General features: G+C 54.7%; 16 protein-coding genes. 9 read left to right on the forward strand and 7 right to left on the reverse strand.

The window, feature by feature from the left end:
• Window positions 1-76: 76 nt before the first annotated feature.
• The 4 genes from LAO76_06640 (at window position 77) to LAO76_06655 (ending at window position 5,581) form a co-directional block, all read left to right on the forward strand.
• On the forward strand, window positions 77-1,186 hold the full coding sequence (locus LAO76_06640; protein MBZ5490591.1) for a type IV pilus twitching motility protein PilT: 1,110 nt from the start codon (window positions 77-79) through the stop codon (window positions 1,184-1,186).
• A 71-nt stretch (window positions 1,187-1,257) separates the two neighbouring features.
• Entirely contained in the window at window positions 1,258-2,466 is a 1,209-nt protein-coding gene (locus LAO76_06645) for a type II secretion system F family protein (protein MBZ5490592.1), read from the forward strand.
• A 90-nt stretch (window positions 2,467-2,556) separates the two neighbouring features.
• Window positions 2,557-4,212, forward strand: coding sequence for a hypothetical protein (locus LAO76_06650; GenBank protein MBZ5490593.1), 1,656 nt, complete (start codon window positions 2,557-2,559; stop codon window positions 4,210-4,212).
• Window positions 4,205-5,581, forward strand: a complete 1,377-nt coding sequence (locus tag LAO76_06655; protein MBZ5490594.1) for a sigma-54 dependent transcriptional regulator — start codon at window positions 4,205-4,207, stop codon at window positions 5,579-5,581. Before LAO76_06650 ends, LAO76_06655 begins: the two co-directional genes overlap by 8 nt.
• A 185-nt stretch (window positions 5,582-5,766) precedes the next feature.
• Here LAO76_06655 and LAO76_06660 read toward each other — a convergent pair whose 3' ends face one another.
• Window positions 5,767-6,000 (reverse strand): hypothetical protein, encoded by a 234-nt coding sequence (locus LAO76_06660; GenBank protein ID MBZ5490595.1) that lies wholly within the window; start codon window positions 5,998-6,000, stop codon window positions 5,767-5,769.
• A gap of 247 nt (window positions 6,001-6,247) precedes the next feature.
• Here LAO76_06660 and LAO76_06665 point away from each other — a divergent pair, with 247 nt between their 5' ends.
• Window positions 6,248-6,604 carry a PadR family transcriptional regulator gene (locus LAO76_06665; protein MBZ5490596.1) on the forward strand — a complete coding sequence of 119 codons (357 nt, stop codon included), beginning with the start codon at window positions 6,248-6,250 and terminating at the stop codon, window positions 6,602-6,604.
• A gap of 1 nt (window position 6,605) precedes the next feature.
• Window positions 6,606-9,239: an ABC transporter permease gene (locus tag LAO76_06670; protein MBZ5490597.1), complete on the forward strand. Its 2,634-nt coding sequence runs from the start codon at window positions 6,606-6,608 to the stop codon at window positions 9,237-9,239.
• A 288-nt stretch (window positions 9,240-9,527) separates the two neighbouring features.
• Here LAO76_06670 and mtgA read toward each other — a convergent pair whose 3' ends face one another.
• The 3 genes from mtgA to LAO76_06685 all read right to left on the reverse strand — a co-directional run bounded on the left by mtgA (window position 9,528) and on the right by LAO76_06685 (window position 13,280).
• Window positions 9,528-10,226, reverse strand: coding sequence for a monofunctional biosynthetic peptidoglycan transglycosylase (gene mtgA / locus LAO76_06675; GenBank protein ID MBZ5490598.1), 699 nt, complete (start codon window positions 10,224-10,226; stop codon window positions 9,528-9,530).
• Window positions 10,227-10,684: 458 nt separating this feature from the next.
• Window positions 10,685-11,374, reverse strand: a complete 690-nt coding sequence (locus LAO76_06680; protein MBZ5490599.1) for a hypothetical protein — start codon at window positions 11,372-11,374, stop codon at window positions 10,685-10,687.
• A gap of 628 nt (window positions 11,375-12,002) precedes the next feature.
• Entirely contained in the window at window positions 12,003-13,280 is a 1,278-nt protein-coding gene (locus LAO76_06685) for a hypothetical protein (protein MBZ5490600.1), read from the reverse strand.
• A gap of 385 nt (window positions 13,281-13,665) precedes the next feature.
• Here LAO76_06685 and LAO76_06690 point away from each other — a divergent pair, with 385 nt between their 5' ends.
• From LAO76_06690 to LAO76_06700, 3 genes are all read left to right on the forward strand, one after another.
• On the forward strand, window positions 13,666-14,349 hold the full coding sequence (locus tag LAO76_06690; GenBank protein ID MBZ5490601.1) for a TetR/AcrR family transcriptional regulator: 684 nt from the start codon (window positions 13,666-13,668) through the stop codon (window positions 14,347-14,349).
• Window positions 14,350-14,480: 131 nt separating this feature from the next.
• Window positions 14,481-15,086, forward strand: coding sequence for a hypothetical protein (locus LAO76_06695; GenBank protein ID MBZ5490602.1), 606 nt, complete (start codon window positions 14,481-14,483; stop codon window positions 15,084-15,086).
• A 91-nt stretch (window positions 15,087-15,177) separates the two neighbouring features.
• Window positions 15,178-15,732, forward strand: coding sequence for a LytTR family transcriptional regulator (locus LAO76_06700; protein MBZ5490603.1), 555 nt, complete (start codon window positions 15,178-15,180; stop codon window positions 15,730-15,732).
• Window positions 15,733-16,080: 348 nt separating this feature from the next.
• Here LAO76_06700 and pstS read toward each other — a convergent pair whose 3' ends face one another.
• The 3 genes from pstS to LAO76_06715 form a co-directional block, all read right to left on the reverse strand.
• On the reverse strand, window positions 16,081-17,151 hold the full coding sequence (gene pstS, locus LAO76_06705; protein ID MBZ5490604.1) for a phosphate ABC transporter substrate-binding protein PstS: 1,071 nt from the start codon (window positions 17,149-17,151) through the stop codon (window positions 16,081-16,083).
• 185 nt (window positions 17,152-17,336) lie between these two features.
• Window positions 17,337-18,338: a VWA domain-containing protein gene (locus LAO76_06710; GenBank protein MBZ5490605.1), complete on the reverse strand. Its 1,002-nt coding sequence runs from the start codon at window positions 18,336-18,338 to the stop codon at window positions 17,337-17,339.
• Window positions 18,339-18,614: 276 nt separating this feature from the next.
• Entirely contained in the window at window positions 18,615-19,418 is an 804-nt protein-coding gene (locus tag LAO76_06715; protein ID MBZ5490606.1) for an SAM-dependent chlorinase/fluorinase, read from the reverse strand.
• Window positions 19,419-19,588: the final 170 nt, after the last annotated feature.

Genomic DNA, 19,588 nt, shown 5'->3' on the forward strand with positions numbered 1-19,588 from the left:
GATGCAGGCGAGACGGGCTAAAGGCAAAGAGCAAGAGTCGAGAGCCAAGAGTCATTAGGAAGAACAGGGAATCACCATGAATGTGACACTAAGCGATCTGTTAAAGAAGATGCTGGACATGTCTGGCAGTGACCTCCACATCACCACCAACTCACCACCGCAGGTGCGCGTTCACGGGCATTTGCAGCCGCTGGATATGCCGCCGCTGACGCCGTCGGAAACCAAGCAGCTTTCTTATAGCGTGCTCACCGATGCGCAGAAGCATCGCTTTGAAGAAACGCTGGAGCTGGATTTCTCGTTCGGATTGAAAGGGCTGGCCCGCTTCCGCGGTAACTGTTTCAATCAGCGTGGCGCCGTGGGCGCCGTTTACCGCGTAATTCCTTTTGAGATCAAAACATTCCAGCAGTTGAACCTGCCGAACGTGATTTCCAAGTTGTGCGATAAGCCTCGCGGCCTGATTCTGGTTACTGGTCCCACGGGCTCCGGTAAGTCAACGACGCTGGCGGCCATGTTGGACAAGATCAACACAGAGCGCCACGACCACATTATTACCATCGAAGACCCGATTGAATTTGTGCACCAGAACAAGAGCTGCCTGGTGAACCAACGCGAAGTCCATTCCGACACGCAGTCGTTTTCCAACGCGCTGCGCGCCGCGCTGCGTGAAGACCCGGACGTGGTGCTGATCGGCGAAATGCGCGACCTGGAGACGATTGAGTCGGCCCTGCGCATTGCGGAAACCGGCCACTTGACTTTTGGCACCTTGCACACGAATTCGGCGGCCTCCACAATCAACCGTATTATCGACGTTTTTCCGTCGCACCAGCAGTCGCAGATTCGCGCACAGCTTTCCCTGGTGTTGGAAGGGATTCTTTGCCAAACGCTGCTGCCGCGTGTGGGCGGACAAGGACGCGCCATGGCCATGGAGATTCTTATTCCCAACGCAGCGGTGCGCAACCTGATTCGCGAAGACAAGATCCACCAGGTTTATTCGTCGATGCAGTCAGGCCAGGATAAGTTCGGCATGCAGACGTTTAATCAGTCGCTGGCGACGCTTTATTTCCAGAAAGCCATCACGCTGGAGACCGCGTTGGCGCGTTCTTCCATGCCGGATGAGTTGCAGGACATGATTAATCGCGGAGTGCAGGCGCCGAAAGTTGCCGCGGCCACTCCGCAGCGCAGGTAAAAGTTTTTCCAGCCTCCCCCGGGGTTGGCAAGTGATGTCGGTAGGCAAAAAGGACGAGAGGAGTTCACGGTATGCCGGTATTTACATTCACAGGGACCGACCCCCAGGGCAAGAAAGTCGCCGGGGAACGGTTAGCTGACAGCAAGGCCGCGGTCACCATGCAGTTGCGCCGCGAACGCATTACCCCCGGGGCCATCAAAGAGAAGGGAAAAGAATTCGCCCTTCCGAAACTGGGCACCGGCAAAGTACCTGTCAAGGACACGGCCGTTTTCTTCCGGCAGTTTTCCGTCATGATTGACGCAGGTCTTCCGCTGGTGCAGTGCCTGGAAATTCTGGCGGCAAACCAGGAAAACCAGATCTTCCAGAAGTGCCTGACCGGCGTGCGGCAAAGCGTTGAAGGCGGTTCCACGCTGTCGAACGCGATGCGGCAGTACCCGAAGATCTTTGACGATCTCACCACCAACATGATTGAAGCGGGTGAAGCCGGCGGTATTCTGGATACCATCCTTCAGCGCCTGGCCACTTACGTCGAAAAAGCCGTGAAGCTGAAAGCCGCGGTGAAGTCGGCGTTGATCTATCCGATTTCCGTTATCTCTATTGCCGCGCTGGTTGTGGGATGTCTGCTCAAATTCGTGGTGCCGATCTTTGCCAACATGTTCGTCAGCATGGGCGTTGATTTGCCGCTGCCGACAAAGATCGTTATCGGGCTCAGCAATTTTGTCGGACGCTTCTGGTGGCTCGTGATAGGTGGCATGGTGCTCATTTTTGTGGCAATCAGGTACATCCGCAAAGATCCCAAAGGCCGGTATATGTTCGACAAGATGCTGTTGAACCTGCCCGTCCTTGGCACAGTGCTGCGCAAGATTGCCGTGGCACGCTTTACTCGTACCCTGGGTACGCTGATCACTTCGGGCGTTCCCATTCTTGAAGGTTTAACCATTACCGCAAGAACGTCAGGAAACGCCGTTCTTGAAGATGCATTGATGAAAGTTCGGAAAGCCGTTGAAGAGGGCCGGACCATTGTTGATCCGCTCAAAGAAAGCGGCGTGTTCCCCAACATGGTTACACAGATGATTGGAGTCGGTGAAGCCACCGGCGCCATGGACGCAATGCTGCAGAAGATCGCAGATTTCTATGAAGATGAAGTGGACTCCGCAACCAAGGACATGCTCACGCTGTTGGAGCCGATCATGATTGGCTTCCTCGGCGTCGCGGTGGGCGGCATTGTAATTTCTTTGTATATGCCGCTCTTCTCAATGATTGCGAAACTCTCCGGCTAACGATTCGCCGAACGCGAATCAAGCAACAATCGGGGCCCGCCTGTTCTGCAGGCGGGTCTTCACTCGAAACACAACAAGAAACAGGCGAAAATGGGAGACATCAGGTTTAACGAGCGGGCGTGGCTGGCATGGCTTGTGAAAGTTCGTGTCATCGTCATCTCGATTCTCCTTGCTGTTGAGCTTCTCATTGCCAAGCTGACGCCCAACAACGTCAATGTCCGCTTTTTTGAAACTGTAATTGTCGCCTGGTTTATTGTTTCTTTCTTCTTCATGTTGCTGGCCTCGCTCTGGCAGGAATCCAAGCGCCAGGCCCTCGTGCAGATTTTTACCGATCTCGCTTTCATCACCGCGCTGGTTTACGTCACCGGCGGCATCGACACGTTTTTCAACTTCCTCTATCCTCTCGCCATTATCGTTGCCAGCATTCTGCTGCCTCGCTACTGGGCCTACGTAACGGCGGCGGTTTCTTTTATTTGTTTCGGCGCGCTTCTGGAATTGAGTTACTTTGAGCGCATACCTTCTTTCCAATATTCCGCGCGTGGCGATCTCAAGTCTCTTCAGGTTGTTATCATCATCAATTTCTGCGCGTATCTGGCGGTGGCGCATCTCTCCAGTTCATTGTCTTCAAAGTTACGACAGGCGGGCGTGGAGCTTCGCGACAAGAGCGGCGAACTGCTCAGTCTGCAGGCGCTGCATGAAAACGTGATCCACTCCATTCGTAGCGCTCTCATCACCACAGATCTTGAAGGGCGCATCACGTTGATGAACGCTCCCGGACAAAAAGTCCTTGAGCGCACAGCGTCTTCGGTTTACGGACGTCACATTTCTGAACTGTTTCTTGATCCGCTTCCCACCATCAATTTGCTTTCCGTCCAGAGTGAGGTCCGCGGTCTGACGCCGTCAGGCCTGGAAAAAACTTTCGACGTAAACGTAACGGCTCTCATCGTGCCGGAGCAGGGAACCATCGGCTACGTTTATACCTTTGAGGATCGTACCGAACTGCGTCGGCTCGAAGGTGAAGTTCGCAGGCGCGATCGGCTTGCCGCCGTAGGACGTTTGGCCGCTGGCATAGCTCATGAAATTCGTAATCCTCTCGCTTCGATTGCCGGCTCCATCAACGTGCTCGCTGAAGTCACGCCGTTCAATGAAGAACAGAAGACCCTCGTTAACATCATCACCCGCGAATCCACGCGGCTGAATGCCATCATTTCTGATTTCCTGGTTTATTCCCGCGAAAAGAGTTTCAAGTTCTCGCGCATGGATCTGATCCCCTTGATAGAAGATGCGCTGGTGCTTCTTGCCAACCGGTCGCAGACAAAAGATCTTACTATCGTGCGCGACTACGCCGTGCCTGACGCGTTTGCAGCCGTGGATGCTGACAGGATCAAGCAGGTGTTGTGGAACCTGCTGGAAAACGCGGTGCGCGCCATGCAGGGCAAAGGGACCATCACAGTGTCTGTGCGCGAATCGGGAGATTTTCTGCGCATCGGCATTCGTGACACTGGCCCGGGCATTGCCCCCAATCTCACTGAGAAAATCTTTGAGCCATTCCAGTCTCAGTTTGAAGGCGGTACCGGCCTGGGATTGGCCATCGTTTACCAGATCGTGCAGGCCCATGGGGCCAGAATTTTTGCTCAGTCAACTTTGGGCAGCGGAGCGGAGTTTATTTTGGAAATCCTTCACGCCAGGGCCGCCTCGGTTGAGCCTGAAGAAATGCCGTTGAACCAGGAGGTCTCGCATGGCTAGCATTCTTGTCTGTGATGACCAGCGCTCGATTTGCGAAATGCTGGATATTTCGCTGCGCAAAGACGGCCATCGCGTTGAGACCGTGAACGGCGGTGAAGCGGCAAAAAAGAAACTTAGCTCCGCCAATTATGAGCTTTTGATCACCGATATCAAGATGCCGCAGACGGACGGCATTGAAGTGCTGCGTTTTGCTCGCCAGTCGTCGCCGGAAACCTCCGTCATTCTTATCACCGCCGTTGAAGATTATGAAGCCGCTGTGCAGGCAGTTAAAGGCGGAGCGTTTGATTACATCCATAAAGGCCCCGGCCTGCTGGAAGAACTAAAGCTCGCCGTGGGACGCGCCCTTGAAACCCTGGTGCTTCAACGGGAAAACTTTGCTTTCAAGCGCGATGCCGCCAGCCGCAACTCACTCGATAATTTTATTGGCAGCAGTCCGGTCATTGAAAAACTAAAAGCCACCATCCGCACCGTCGCGCCCACCGCCAGCACCGTGCTGATCTATGGTGAGAGCGGCACCGGCAAAGAACTCGTCGCCCGCGCCGTGCATTCGTGTTCCACTCGCGCCTCGGAGCCGTTCGTTTCCATCAACTGCGGCGCGTTTCCGGAAACGCTTCTCGAAAGTGAACTCTTTGGATACGTAAAAGGCGCTTTCACCGGAGCCAGCCAGAACAAGCGCGGCCTTTTTGAAGTGGCCAGCGGCGGAACAATTTTTCTCGATGAAATCGGCGAGATGAGCCTCGCCATGCAGGTAAAGCTGCTGCGCGTGCTCCAGGAGCGCACCATCCGTCCTGTGGGCGGCACGCAGGAAACGCCTGTCGATGTGCGCGTGATCGCCGCCACAAATCGTGACCTGCGGGAGATGATCGCCAACGCCACTTTCCGTGAAGACCTTTATTATCGCGTGAGCGTCATCCCAATCCAGGTGCCCGCGCTGCGTGAGCGCCGTGACGATGTGGAACTGCTGGCCAACCATTTTCTTAAGAAATATTCCACGGCGGCGCAAAAGAGCATCCTGCGGATTTCGCAGGAGTCACTCGATGCGCTCAAAGCCTTTGAATGGCCCGGCAACGTGCGCCAGTTGGAAAACACCATTGAGCGCGCCGTCGCCATGGAAACCGGCAATGAACTCCGGGTCGATCTTGAGGCTGACCGTCCGCGTGCCCGGGCCGTAGCCGCTTCCAGCAACGGCCACAGCAGCCCGGATGTTCCCAGCGATGGAATTGATTTTGAAAAGTACGTTGCTGGCGTTGAGCGCTCGCTGATTGAATCAGCCCTGCAACAGTCCGGAGGCGTTCAGATCCGCGCTGCCGAGCTGCTCAAAGTTTCCTATCGATCGTTCAGGCATCTGCTGAAGAAGTACGATATCTAGCTTTTGCTCTTGTCCCGAACGGAGTGAGGGAACCCTTTTGTTCCGAAGAATTGGTTGATGGCGAATCCTTAGCATTGCTGTTTACTGGCATCGGATTTATCGCCGCCTATCGACAATCGTGCCTCTTTTTCCTTTGCGTCCTTCGCGAACTTTGCGGTAAAAAAGTTTGGCCAGTTGCCAATTGCTCAGGGATTCTTCGGCTTCGGTCGCGCGTAGTTATCCATCTCCGCCGTCCACTTCAAAAAACGGCAAAGCTGTTTTCTTTCCCGCACCATGAATCCCCAGAACTCCACAAAGCCGATCTTGTCCATCTTCAGGCCGGAATACGTTTCCATGCGCCAGCGCAGATAGGGGCTGCGCCATGGAGCCAGGCGATGTCCGCGAGTCGAGTTCCAGAAGAATCGTAAGAGTTCGCGCATGTGGTATCGAGTATAAACAACCGGCTGGCCATGGCGCTTCCGAGAAGCCCGTTTCTCGGGCGTTTGGGGTCCACAGCCCTAATTGGGTTTTCTCTACACTTGCGCGTTTACCAGGACGTATAAGTGAATTCGCTCACAAGCTACTCCGGATGAGTGAGTTGTCCTGATCTCGTCATTTCGCGATGCATCTTGACGATTTGATATTCGAATAACTACCATCGGTGTTATTGAGGGTAGAGTCTCTTCCATGCCGAAAGAGTCGAAGCAACGCAGTGCCGTTCTGCAGGGAACGCTGGACATGATGATCCTGAAAACGCTTCTGTATGGGCCGGCGCACGGACATCAGATCGGCAAGCATATTCAGAGGGCCACGAATGAGTTTCTGCAGATGCAGCATGGTTCTCTTTATCCCGCCTTGCATCGGCTGGAGAAGAGAGGGTGGGTGGTGTCCAAGTGGGAGACGGCGCCGGACCGCAACCGCGAGTTCAAGTACTACCGGTTGACGGATAAAGGCAAGAAGCAGCTTGTGGTCGAAGAATCGCAGTGGAAGCAGATGGCGGACGCGGTGGCTCGCGTGATGTGGCCTGCGGCCGAGGAGAGCTGATATGCGATGGTGGCCGTGGAAGAATCGGGATGAGGACCTGGCGCGAGAACTCCAGTCTGACCTTGAACTGGAAGAAGAGGAACAACAGGAGTTCGGGTTGTCCGCGGAAGAGGCCCGTTTTGCCGCCGTGCGCGCTTTCGGAAACCCTACTGTGATACGTGAGCAGACGCGGGCCGTGTGGACCTGGAACTGGCTCGAGCGATTGCTGCGCGACCTTAAATATGGCGTGCGCACGTTGTGGCGCTCGCCGAGTTTCTCGATCGTATCGGTGCTCGTGATGGCGCTCGGTATCGGCGCAACCACATCGCTGTTCACCATTGTGCGTGCTGTGCTTCTGCGGCCCCTGCCGTTTCGCGATCCCGGCAGGCTGGTGATGCTCTACGATCATTTTCGCCACGACGAACGCGGGGATGGGTTTAGTACCGTTGCCGCCGGCGACTACCGCGACTGGCGCGCGCAGAGCCACGGCTTTGAAGACATGGCCGCCATGCGCGCATACGGAGGCATCATCTCCGGCGTGCAGAGTGAGCTACCTGAAGTTGTGCAGAGCGCTGCAGGTTCGGCCAATCTCTTTCCCCTGCTCGGCGTGTCGCCGGTTTTGGGGCGGACCTTTACTGACGCTGAAGACCAGCCGGAAGGGCAGCCCGTTGTGCTGCTGACCTGGAGCATCTTTCAGCGCCGCTTTGCCGGCGATCCGTCGATCATCGGCAAGCAGGTTCATCTGGACACGAAACCAACTACAGTCATTGGCGTGCTGCCGAGCTGGTTTACGTATCCCGATGCCAAGATTCAATTCTGGCTGCCGTATGCGCAGACCTTCTCGTACTCGCCGGGCGACTACGGGCACGCCGACCACCAGAGCATGGTGGTGGCACGACTCAAGCCGGGTGTGAGCGCAGCGGTGGCGACGAGCGAGGTGAGTGCGCTGCAGTATCAGATCCACCTTGCCAATGCGTCGAAGCCTGTAGCCGAAGACGTGTGGTTCCGGCCGATGATCGACGATCTTGCGAAGAATGTGCGCACGCCTCTACTGGTACTGCTGGGTGCAGTGGGCTGCATGCTCCTGATTGCCTGCCTGAACCTCACCAATCTGCTGGTGGCGAGGTCGGCGACTCGGCGCAGGGAGGTTGCGGTCCGCGGTGCGCTTGGCGGCAGCCGTGTTGTTCTTATCTGCGAGCAGATGACGGAGAGTTTGCTGATCTGTCTGGCCGGTGGAGCACTGGGCCTGCTGCTGTCGCTGGCTTCGACCTACTGGCTCGCGGCACATTGGCGCAATCTGCCGCGCGCCGAGTCGGTGCATGTCGATGCGTGGGTTCTCGCGTTTACCTTGGCCCTGGTAGCCGCGGCAGCATTGCTGGCCGGCCTTGTGCCCGCAATTTCGTCCACCGGAAGAGGGCTGCTTTCCGGGCTGCGAGATTCCTCGCGAACGATGGGCAGCAGCGCCTCCCGGGCGCGGCTGCGCAAGACGATGCTGACAGTGGAAATCGCCCTTACGGTAGTCCTGCTGATCTCGGCGAGTTTGCTGTTCAAGAGCTTCCTGCATCTACGCACAACCGATCTCGGGTGCCGCATCGACCACGTGATCACCATGAAATTCGGCCTGCCCGAAATCCAGTACGATACGCGCGAAAAGGTCGTGCGCTTCCACGAGGCGTTGCTCGAGCGACTACGACGCCTGCCTGGCGTGCGCGGCGCGGGATTGGTTTCCGTTCCACCGGGGGCGGGCTTCTCATTTGGCCGGGTATTCAGCATCCTGGAGCGGCCCGCACCCAGCTACAGCCTTCAGTACGAAGCCATCATTTTCACTGCCGACCCGCAGTACTTCAGCGTGATGCAGATTCCACTGCTGCGCGGGCGCGTCTTCACAGAACACGAGCGACTCACTAACGATCACTACGTCGTTGTGAGCAAGACGTTCGTCGATCAGTACCTCGCGGGCGACGACCCGGTCGGCAAGCATGTCCGCGTGGACTGGGATACCGATCGGGAAGTTTACGAGATTCTCGGTGAAGTTGGAGATACGGTCTCTGACATTACCAAGCCGATTCAACCCACGATGTACTTCCCTATTTTGTCGGGCATTCCCGATTACACTTCGGAGGCGACGATCGTTGCGTACACTTCCGCTGATCCGCTGACGATGTCGATGCCGATCCAAAAACAAATCTCGGCGCTCGAACCCGAGTTGCCCGTCTATAACGCGCTGACCATGGACCAGATTCTCGGCAAGACCTCTGCCAGCCAGGGTTTCGCGGCCAATCTGGTGTTGGCCTTTGCCGCCCTGTCGCTTCTTTTGGCGGCGGTCGGCCTCTATGGAGTGCTCTCCTACCTGACCGCGCAGCGGACGGCGGATATCGGTCTTCGCATTGCGGTTGGCGCGCAGCGATCACAGCTCCTGCGGCTTGTTCTTTTCGAAGGGCTGCGCCCTGCGCTTATCGGATTGATTTTTGGCGTGGCTGCCAGCGCCCTGGCCACGCAACTGCTGCGATCAATGCTCTATGGAACCCAGCCGCTCGATCCTGTGGCGTTTGCGGGCGCAGCGGCGATGCTGATGGCTGTCGCAGTGCTGGCCTGCTTGATCCCGGCGTGGAGGGCATCGCGCATCGATCCAATTCAGGCATTGCGAACTGAATAGGCGACGGATATCCGCGAAATTGGAAAAAAGTCGATGAGCCCACCATCGCCAAATCACTTGTCGAGCCGGGATTTGTAACGGGAAGTCGGCCTGTGTAGAGTTATCGCCAAAAGGAGCCAAAACTCTCAAGAAGTCCTGTTCTGGGAGCGCAGCAGCGGATGCGCCGCCGCTTGCTCCCATACGAGGCAATCCTTCCCCAAGCTGATATGAGGAAGGATTGCTACCGATGTTGACCAGAACCAGGCGAGAGTGAATGGGGCTGCTGCATTGATAATCCCCCAGCGACGATTACCATCCCATTTGGTCCATCCGCTCGAGGATGATCGTGCTGTATTTATTCATGCGCTCGGGGCGTCGCTTCAGGGGCGCGGGCAGAATTGCAGCAAGCCGTGCTGCCTCTTCCCGGCCTATATTCCGGGCTGCGGTTCCGTTGTAATAACGACACGCCGAATCTGCACCGTAAATGCCAGGACCCCATTCCACCTCGTTGAGGTATAGCTCGAGAATGCGTTGTTTGCCGAGAACGAATTCGGCCACTGGCACCAGCGTGGCTTCTGCGCCCTTTCGGAGGAAAGAGCGGCCTGTTCCGAAAAATAAGTTTTTAATGAGTTGCTGAGTGAGGGTGGAAGCTCCACGCGTGCGTTCGCCTTCCAAATCACCTTCGGCAGCTATTTGCATCTCATGCCAGTCAAATCCATGGTGCTGGTAAAAGTGTGCGTCCTCTGCGGCGATTACGGCGTGCTGGAGATTGGGCGAGATTTCTCTGAGTGGAACGAATTTGTAGCGTTCGTGATATGGCCTCTGGTGAATCCAGGCTTGCAAGCGACGCTGGATGTGCACCGTGGTTGTGGGCGGATTGATCCATCGGGCTGCCACAAGGATCAGCGCGGCAAGCGACCAAAGAAGCCCCAAGCCAATGACGAACCATCGAATAAAGGGGCGGAGGCGGCGCGTCCGAAGAGGCGGCTTGACCTGAGTGATTGGCAAGACCTGCGTAGTTGGCAATTCAGTCACATTTCAGAATAAAGCCTGCCGGGTTGCCTGAGTAGAATGCATACTACATTTGCGCGTGCGAGATCATCCATCAGCGGTGACCAATGTTACGGTCAAGCTGGAGAGAAAGGGAAAACACTGAGCTAGTGGAGAAAATATACAGGCGCTGCGGGGACACATTCTCATCCGCGAGGCCTCGAACATTAAGGGAGCAAAGCGATGTCCTGGGGTCGAGTTCCAGAAAAATCGTAAGAGTTCGCGCATGTGGTATTGAGTACAAACAACAGCGCATTCCGCCAGCTAATAGCAGCACTAATCGGCGCTAATCCATAATTCAGTGCCGATGGCCCACGATTCGCGAATGGGACTTCGAATGTCGGGAATGGAATGGCTGAGATCGCACCCAGCAAAAGATACGCGTTCAGAGTTGATGGTCGCGGCAGGTGTTCAGTTTATTTCCGGACCATGGCTACCTCGTAATGGATCTTTTCCACGCTGCCGTCGTTACCGTGCAACTCCGAATCCATAACGAGTTTCACAGGACACCCTTGCGCCGTGACCCATGCTGTTCCTTTTTGAAAGCCGCCCGTGCCCAGAACGCTTTGGTAGAGCGACTTTTCCGTGTCGGTGCCCCGCGCGGTATCAATGGAATACTTGATTGCATCATAGCCGTTCATTTTTTCCGGGCCTTCGCGCACAGTCGCGGAGTTGTTCCTGACAAGCGCGATCGCGCTGGACATTCCGGAGATCCCCATCAGGCCGGACCACGCGCCTTGCCAGCTGGCCGCGTCCGAATGCACGCCATGAATCGAAGTAGACCCGCTGTTATTTTTAAAGCTGCCATCGATGGTCTGCGGGGTGATGTCTGCTTCCTCGTGCACAGGGTTCGACGATTCCTTGTTGTAGGAATAGTGGAAGGCCTCTGGCGGATTCTGGATGTGGTCCATCACGCAGTTCAGATTAATTCCCGCGTCCCCGCCGCCCTGCGCCGTCGCCGTGGAATTTGGCTGCGCGCCAGACTTCCCGTCGGTATTCTTGGCTGCCGGGCCGCACTTGCATGCGGAGACGGCCAGCAATGCCAGCCCTGCCGCCGCAAGAACACCACGCCTAAGAAATGCCCTGCCATCCGAGGAAAATGTCATCTCGATTCTCCTTTATTTATCTTGCATCACAAGCGGCGCAGCCTATTCACCGACGTGCGGAACTAACGCATTTCGTGTCACGCCATGATTGTCAGTACGACTTCACGCTCTTTGCCCGCGAGCGTTGGATCGCTCCTTGATTTGCCGAAATCTCCCCAATCCGATCTTGTCCATCTTCAGGCGGAATACGTTTCCATGCGCCAGCGCAGGTAGGGTCTGCGCCACGGCGCAAGGCGATGTCCACGGGTCGAGTTCCAGAAGAACCGTAAAAGTTCGCGCATGTGGTATCGAGTATAAACAACAGGGCATTTTGCGGGTCACAAAACAGAGCTGGCACAGGCCAGTTTCCTGGTGGCGGATGCCATGACTGGAGGGCCTTGGCGCTTCCCGGAAACTCGTTTGTAGATAGTTTCCGGTTGGCCGACAACCAGTTCCCTAACAATTAATGTGCAATTCCGGGCAGAATCAGCTCACATGTCAGAAATATTCTTGGTTGCTAAAAGAACCCGTGTGGCGTGCCGTTTATCACGCCGCACGGATTCATGGTTCCTAACCGGGTGTGTGCCGTCATGTCTGGGGAATCAGACTGAGCAGAGATCAGGCACATACTCGGGGGGAACAAATGCCTTTATCGCTCAAATCGGCCGGGGCCGAAACTCCGCAAGTGGTTGCACGCATTCCCGGACAGATTGGAATGCGGGTGTGTACGCGCGAAATCTGCCATCGACCTGCCTATGCTTGCGTCCACTGGGGTTAAGAGAATTGAGTGGATGTCTCCCGCATGGGGTCCGGTGACCACCGTTGCCATACCCGAGATTTGTCCACGCTCATTGATATTGCTGGCATTGATAATGAGGAGACCGGAATTTTCGGGAATTAGCGTGTTCAGGTCGGTCAGCACATGGTTCTGCCAAATAAAGCCGCCGGACCAGTTGAAGCCCGAGTCAAAGGTGCTTCCCACCACTTGGCCCTTGCTGTTGATGCCGGTGGCGCTGGAGGCACTCTCTCCCGGCAGAATGCCCAGGACTGTGAGTGTACCGTCCGGCTGCCAAAGAGAGGCGACGCGGGTTGAGCCGTCAGCGGTGCGGACTTGTCCGACACTCTGACCCAGGTTGTTAATGGCGAAACCAAAATTGGAACGCTCAACTCCCAGGTCTTGAAGCGGGAAGGCAGTGCCGTTTCGCCACATTACGGCGTGCTTCGCTGCGAAGCAGTCTCCTGAGTAGCCCACGGCCTGGCCTAGATCGTTAATCCCAAATGCGACCCCGTCGGGATCGGCGCCTATCGTAGGAAGAGGCTGGGCTTGGCCTTTTTCCCATAATACCGGCAAGTCCGAAGGCGTAGGCGGGCATGTGGGATCGGCGTTAGCCGTTTCCGCAAATCCTACGACTTCTCCGCGGTTATTGATGGCGCTGGCCTGCCCGTTATTGCCGCCCACTGTCGGGAGAGCGCTCATTTGGCCGTCCCGCCACAGAAACGGAACGCACGTAAGGAATGTGCCGAAGCCGCAAATGTCTTCACCGTTCGGATCCGGAACAGCTGTTTCGGACATACCGACGGCCTCCCCGCGGTCGTTGATCCCACCCCAGTTGATCCAACTGTTGCCGGAGTCGGGCTTTCCAAGCGTGCCCAGGTCGATGTTGACTCCGTCGCGGTTGATCACCGCGCGGCCCCTTGCAACTGTCGTAAAAAGATTATTCTCGGGAGGGTTCACAAACCCATCCATGTTCTCCGTCCAGCCTTGATTATTGAGGCCCATGGCCATGCTAAAGTTGTCGTTGCTTTTGTTAGTGCCCAGATCGGTCACTTTGTAGCTCACTTGAGCCACTGCATTGCTGACGCAAGCTAGAACCATCGTCGTAACCCACAGCATCCAGAAATTCCGCAACTGTTTAAAAGTGCTCATACCTTCTCTTTTCCTCCGATAAAGTTGTGTTGCCGAGATGACTCGCTATTGACGTGAAGTGTCACTCGGTGCTCGGACAGTTAGTGTGCAATTGAGGGCAGCATTACCTCACAACTTCACAAATTCCTGCTGAGCGGCAACTAAAGAAGCATTTGGTGTTCCACGTCCGCAACCACTACGTGAAACAACAGGCCCAGCATTTCAGAGTTCGAAAACGAGTGACGGACTGACAGCCTCCTGAGACCATCCCACAACGGCTAGAGCGGCTGTTTCTGCAACTTTTCATATACACACTGGCGAGCGGTTACGAAATTCGGGAACATCGCAACCAAAAATCAGCTCATTGCGATTGATTTTCAGATGAATAACATACATACTAGTTGGTATGTTACGTGTTGGAGACAAGAAACGACGATTGCGTGATCCAGAACGCACGCGGGAACGCTTGCTGCAAGCGGGGTTTCACGAGGTCTACAGATCGGGGTTCCAGAGCGCCAGCGTCGATACGATTCTGGCTGCCACCAATGTCACCAAGGGGGCGCTCTACCACCATTTCAATAGCAAGGAAGAACTTGGACATGCCATCATCGAAGAGATCATCGCAAAATTCACCCGCGACAAGTGGTTGCGTCCTCTGCACCGGGCCAAGGACCCGATCAATACATTGATCGGCATTGTCCGGGCGACATCAGTGCGCCCAAAAGATATAAAGGGCGGTTGTCCTCTGGTCAATTTAACGCAGGAGATGTCTGCTCTGGACGAACAATTCCGTAAGCGGTTGGAAACCATCTTCCATGCCTGGCAAGAAGGAATTGCCACAGCTTTGCGGAGGGGGCAGGTTCAAGGAACGGTCCGCCGCGATTTGGTTCCAGAAGAGGCTGCCGGTTTTCTGATCGCGATGTACGAGGGCTACGTCATGTTAGCCAAGAATGCTCAGGATGCGGAGGTGTGGAATGTGGGGATGAGAAATATCGTGGGATGGCTGAAGTCTCTTCATGCACCTCGTCAATCGCGTAGAGGCGGACGGCGTTTGATGTCAAAAGGGCGCGTTGTTAAGCAAGGGCAGTGATTCTGGCACAGGAGGAACCGATGAACCGAGCACGATTGGCAGTGATGGCTTCTCTGATTTTCGTCGTCACACTTGGGACGATTGGAATAAAAAAATCGCAAGGACAGGCACCCAAAATATCGTATTCGAGCATGGCGCCACTCGATCAGTACCTCATGGCAGACCGAAATGCAGAGATCGCCATGGCTCGAAGCGCAGCTCCGGATGCCATATCAGGTGATGCAAAGATTCTGGTCCTTGGGCGTCATGGCTATGAAACCGCCGTCGAAGGCAAGAATGGTTTTGTATGTGTTGTCGAGCGAGGGTGGATGTCCCCCTCCGACGCGCCGGAATTTTGGAACCCTAAAATTCGAGGCCCAATCTGTTTCAATCCGCCGGCCGCCCGGTCCATTTTGCCGGCTACTTATAAGAGAACAGAGATGGCGGTTGCAGGGCGAACGAAGGCCGAGATCATCGAGGGCAACAAAGCAGCATTTGAAAAAGGTGAGCTACCGCCGCTCGAACCAGGTGCAATGAGTTACATGATGTCGAGGAGAGCTTATCTCACCGATCGCGGTGATCACAATCTGGCCCACTTGATGTTTTATGCGCCTCCACTGGAAGGCAAGGCGTGGGGTGCCGACATGCCTAAATCGCCGGTAATGTTGATTCCACAATTCAAAGGCGTTCAACCAATCGACGTTTTTGTGGTTTCCGTGGGCAGGTGGTCAGACGGGTCCGCTGCCCCGGTTATGTAGGACCATTGCATATAGAAGCAGCGCACTCGTCCGTCTGGCTTACCGTAGCACGAAGTCGAAAAACGAGAAGGGTAATGCAAGGGGTTCCATCATGAGCGCCCGCGAGATTCAGGATCAGAAGGCCATTGCCGGTGAGATGTTTGTTCAACAAGCAGGGGAGTACAACCTTGAATCGACGGCGGAAAATCGGTCTTGCGAGCCCGAAGATACATCATCGCTTCCGGCAATCCGGGTTGCTGCTGCAAACCTCATGCGGGCCTTGCGGCAGTTGGAGGTTATAGCGAAACGCCATGCGCCACGAATCGCGTTCAAGGCAAAGGGTAGCATCCTGCTCTTGGATGTAGCCGACATCCTTGCAGTGCAAGCCGAAGGCAATTACGTTTCGTTGCGACACCGAACGAATCCCTATTTGGTGCGCGAGTCCCTCTCTTCCATGGCGGAGAAGCTCAGACCCCACGGTTTTATCCGCATCCACCGCTCGGTCATCGTGAATATTTCAGCCGTCGAGGAGATCCAACCTTTACCGACGGGCGAGTACAGGCTGCGTGTAAAAGGTGGGCAGGAATACCTGGTAACACGTACATACAAACGTAACCTTAGAGATCTGGCGCAACTGTGGATAGGCTCAGAGCGCCTTCCCGGCTAACAGCTTCCGCTCGCATTATGTGTGCTTAACGGAACCGCACGCTATCACGCAATCGTCACCGTCACCTCACTCCCTTTGTCCGCCATCGCCACGCGCGATGCTGCTGCTTTATTCGTCTATTCTCCACAAACCCGATCTTGTCCATCTCCAAGCCGGAATATGTTTCCTTTCGCCGGCGCAGATAGGGGCTGCGCAACAGAGCAAAGCGATAACAGCGGGTTAGTCCCAAAAAATCGAGTTAACGCATGTAGTATATGGCACCCGACTCCATTGGCAGAATCGGGTGCCACATCACTTCTTTCATGGGCTCCGGTTGAAACGTAAGCGGCCCCAACCGTTGAGTTCCCGTTAAAGCGCTTGGCCCCCGGTGGTCAATTCGCTGAGCCGCTTTTCATCCACTTGCTCCAGCGACTGAGGAATTTGGGAATACTCCAACTGCGTGGACATCTGCTGTCCTGAAGTAATGATGTATTGGACGAAATCCTTCAGGGCTTCGCGCTTGTTGCGGTCTGCTGCGTCTTTCGGTATGAGAAGGTACGTCATGCCGCTTATAGGATAGGCGTTTCTGGCTGCCGGTGGCGGCTCAACAATTGAAGACCTCAGATCGGTATCGAGCTTGTCTTTAAAAGCGTCAATTGCCGCGGTTGCTCCGCCTGTGCTGGGACTCACCCATTCCCCCGCTTTGTTCTGGACATCGGCCACAGGCAGATGGTTTTGGCTGGCATAGTTAAGCTCAACGTAGCCAATTCCTCCCTCGCTTTGCTTGACGATAGCGGTAACGCCCTCACTGCCCTTGCCGCCAAGCCCCACGGGCCAGTTTACTGAAAGGCCTTTGCCCGCCTTCTTTGCCCATGCCGGGCTGATCTCGGTTAGATAGGTAGTGAAGATGTTGGTTGTGCCGCTGCCGTCGGAACGGTGGACCACAACGATTGGTTCATCGGGAAATTTGACGCCGGGGTTCGATTTAACTAGGGCGGGATCTCGCCAGCTCTTGATGGTTCCCAGATAGATGCCGGACAGGACCGCCGGCGTTAACTTGAGCGGCTGTTTGAGGTCGGGAAGATTGTAAGTAACACAGACTGGTCCCGCGCTCTCGGCGATCTGAATCAGTGCTGGCATACTTTTCAGCTGCTCATCGGATAGGGCGGCGTCGCTTGCGCCGAAATCCACCAGATTGTTTTGCAGCTGCTTAATGCCGCCGCCACTCCCAATCGATTGGTAATTCACCTGCACATTCGGATGGGACTGATGATACTCATCAATCCATTTGGACATAATTGGTGTCACGAACGTACTGCCCGCGCCGGTGATTGTGATGGTCTCCGCCTTTGGAGCACCACTGGTAGAACTGCACCCCGATACGGCAATCATGACTATAGGCATAACTAAAACAACGCATCTAAGAATTATTCGCTGCATGGATTTTCCTCCTCGCCTTCATGCAAAGCTCGTGTGCATCGTAGCGACCCATTATTAAATTGATGTTAAAAAATTATTTGCGCACATCGTGGACACGTTCATTGCACCAAAGCTGATGCATGGTCCGAATGTTTGAGCTCAGGCGAAATCTTTGTTGTGAGAAGCTCTTTTATGAATTGTCCTTGTTAATCCGAGGGAGCGTAAAACCCTTCCTTGGCAGACACGTGTAACGGAGGAAGCCCTTTTGGTGGCAATAATTTGACTCTGATCTTGTGCCATTTGCCGTCGTGGGGTTTTGTTGCTGGCTTGTAGGCGATGATATATTCGTTGCGGAGGGCAATGCCTATCTTCATTGCCACATCAGGCAGTTCGTCCAAATTGGAGACGGTAAAACTCTGTCCGCCGGTTATCTCTGTGATGTCAGATAGCAACTCGGGCCCGAGTCGTTCTTCTGGAGTAGTCGCAACTGCGTCGAACAACCCCATGGCGAAGATTTGCACGTCCGCTTCTTCTACGAGTGACTTTACTTCTTTCTCCGTATAGCGGCTGTGATTATCGCCGCCATCAGAAATTATCAGGAGTGCCTTGCGGCTATTTCGCGCATCTTTCATTGCCGAAAGGGCAAGATAGACGGCATCGAGTAAAGCTGTCCTGCCTTTTGGTTGCGTAAGTATGAGCCTGTCCTCGATGTTTTCGATCTTTCTGCTGAATCTGGTGGTGAGTTGCGGCCGGTCGGAGAATGTAATCAAAAAGAATTCGTCCCGCGGGTTGGCGGTTCGCAAGAATTCTGTGACCGCTTGCCGGGCTTTCAATATCTTGTCATTCATGCTCCCGCTGATATCAAGAATGATTCCGACTGAAACGGGAGTGTCTTCACTCCAGAGGGCCTGGACGCTTTCTTTCTCTTTGCCTTGATAGATTGCGAAATTATCTTTATCGAGGCCCGTCACCAGTCGGTCCATTGAATCAGTCACCGTGGCTGGCACTAGGATCAGGTTAACATCTTTGCGAAAGGGTTTAGAGTGGTTATCTCCCGTAGCCGTTGCGGGACCGGTGACCGCTCGTACAACCGGCGGAGTGATATGGACATTAACGTCCTGACAAAAAGCTGAGGGAAGCAGGATTGTGCCGCCAGCGAGTGAGAAGAAAAATACCAGAAGTAATGTTGCGTGAATCGCTCTTTTCATGGCTGCACCTTCCCTGGAACCGCACTCAAAAGCGCGCCTTAGCTACAACAGATGAATGGTTTGATTCCAGGGATTGCTCATCTTATGCCTGTTGATGTGCTTGCGATTTCTGGCCCAATAATAGGAACTTGAGTCGTGGATATCAGAAACGATTGAGGATGCACTGGCCTCAGCATCGGCCCCTCTTAATTGGTAGGCCACAAAGGGTGAGAAAACGACAAAAACCTCTACAATTTCAAGGTGGGACTTAAAGGCCATGTCTGGCCGGAAAGGCCGCTACCCAATCGTCACCGTCACCTCACTCCCTTTGTCCGCCATCGCCACGCGTGATGCTGCTGCTTTATTTGCGGAAATTTCCAGAAAGCCGGTGCTGCCCAGGAGTGCGAACAACTCTCCTGGCGCGCCTTCAGCGTAGCTGGAAACAAGCTTGGTGACTTCAGCTTTGCCCACGGTGATCTTGAAGGCCTTTTGCGAACCATCAAAAATCTGCGGAATATTATTGGGAGAGATATTCGTGATCAGGTTGCCGAACTTGTCTGTTTTCAGCACCAGGCCTTTCCATGAATTTTCAGAAGTTGCTTTTGGCGTGGGCGCAAGAAAACGAACGTAATCGGTAATCTCTTCTCCAAACTTGGCGGTATCCACCCCTTTGCTCAGGTAAGCCGCCACCGGCGCGAAAATATCGCGGCCATGGAAGGTCTTGCTTACGGGATGATGAAAATAATGTTCTGAAGTGATGTGACGAACGGTTACGCGCTCCTCGCGCTCATACACCAATGAGAGCACACCGTTATCGGGCGCTACGAAAAGATATTGGCCTATCGTTGCAATGATCGGTCTCCGTGGTCCACCCACGCCGGGATCAACCACGACCACATGTACAGTGTCCTTGGGGAAATAGTGGTACGCCTGTGAGACAGCAAGCGCGCCGTCCAGAACGTCAAAGGACTGTACGGCATTGGTGATATCCACCACTTGGGCTGTTGGATTAATGCTGTGAATAACCCCTTTCATTGCACCTACATAATGCTCCGTCAAACCGAAGTCGGTCGTGAGCGTGATCATTCGTTGAAAAGGCACTAATGTCTCCCTGCTGCGGTTGGAAAGGCTTCCCGCGAAGGTATCGCGTGGCTTCCGCTCAAGTCAAGCCAGCGTAGTTCTTTGGATAACAGCGTGAGAAAACTCAAGAGGGCTATGTCCATCGTTACTGTAATTCGTGTAATCAATGTTCTGAAATTGGAAATTTTTAA

The sequence above is a fragment of the Terriglobia bacterium genome (assembly GCA_020072645.1).
Lineage (GTDB): Bacteria > Acidobacteriota > Terriglobia > Terriglobales > Acidobacteriaceae > Angelobacter.

Coding starts and splice junctions, on each gene's coding strand:
- LAO76_06640 (MBZ5490591.1), top strand. CDS start 77: ATGAATGTGACACTAAGCGATCTGTTAAAGAAGATGCTGGACATGTCT.
- LAO76_06645 (MBZ5490592.1), top strand. CDS start 1,258: ATGCCGGTATTTACATTCACAGGGACCGACCCCCAGGGCAAGAAAGTC.
- LAO76_06650 (MBZ5490593.1), top strand. CDS start 2,557: ATGGGAGACATCAGGTTTAACGAGCGGGCGTGGCTGGCATGGCTTGTG.
- LAO76_06655 (MBZ5490594.1), top strand. CDS start 4,205: ATGGCTAGCATTCTTGTCTGTGATGACCAGCGCTCGATTTGCGAAATG.
- LAO76_06660 (MBZ5490595.1), bottom strand. CDS start 6,000: ATGCGCGAACTCTTACGATTCTTCTGGAACTCGACTCGCGGACATCGC.
- LAO76_06665 (MBZ5490596.1), top strand. CDS start 6,248: ATGCCGAAAGAGTCGAAGCAACGCAGTGCCGTTCTGCAGGGAACGCTG.
- LAO76_06670 (MBZ5490597.1), top strand. CDS start 6,606: ATGCGATGGTGGCCGTGGAAGAATCGGGATGAGGACCTGGCGCGAGAA.
- LAO76_06680 (MBZ5490599.1), bottom strand. CDS start 11,374: ATGACATTTTCCTCGGATGGCAGGGCATTTCTTAGGCGTGGTGTTCTT.
- LAO76_06685 (MBZ5490600.1), bottom strand. CDS start 13,280: ATGAGCACTTTTAAACAGTTGCGGAATTTCTGGATGCTGTGGGTTACG.
- LAO76_06690 (MBZ5490601.1), top strand. CDS start 13,666: ATGTTACGTGTTGGAGACAAGAAACGACGATTGCGTGATCCAGAACGC.
- LAO76_06695 (MBZ5490602.1), top strand. CDS start 14,481: ATGGCGCCACTCGATCAGTACCTCATGGCAGACCGAAATGCAGAGATC.
- LAO76_06700 (MBZ5490603.1), top strand. CDS start 15,178: ATGAGCGCCCGCGAGATTCAGGATCAGAAGGCCATTGCCGGTGAGATG.
- pstS (MBZ5490604.1), bottom strand. CDS start 17,151: ATGCAGCGAATAATTCTTAGATGCGTTGTTTTAGTTATGCCTATAGTC.
- LAO76_06710 (MBZ5490605.1), bottom strand. CDS start 18,338: ATGAAAAGAGCGATTCACGCAACATTACTTCTGGTATTTTTCTTCTCA.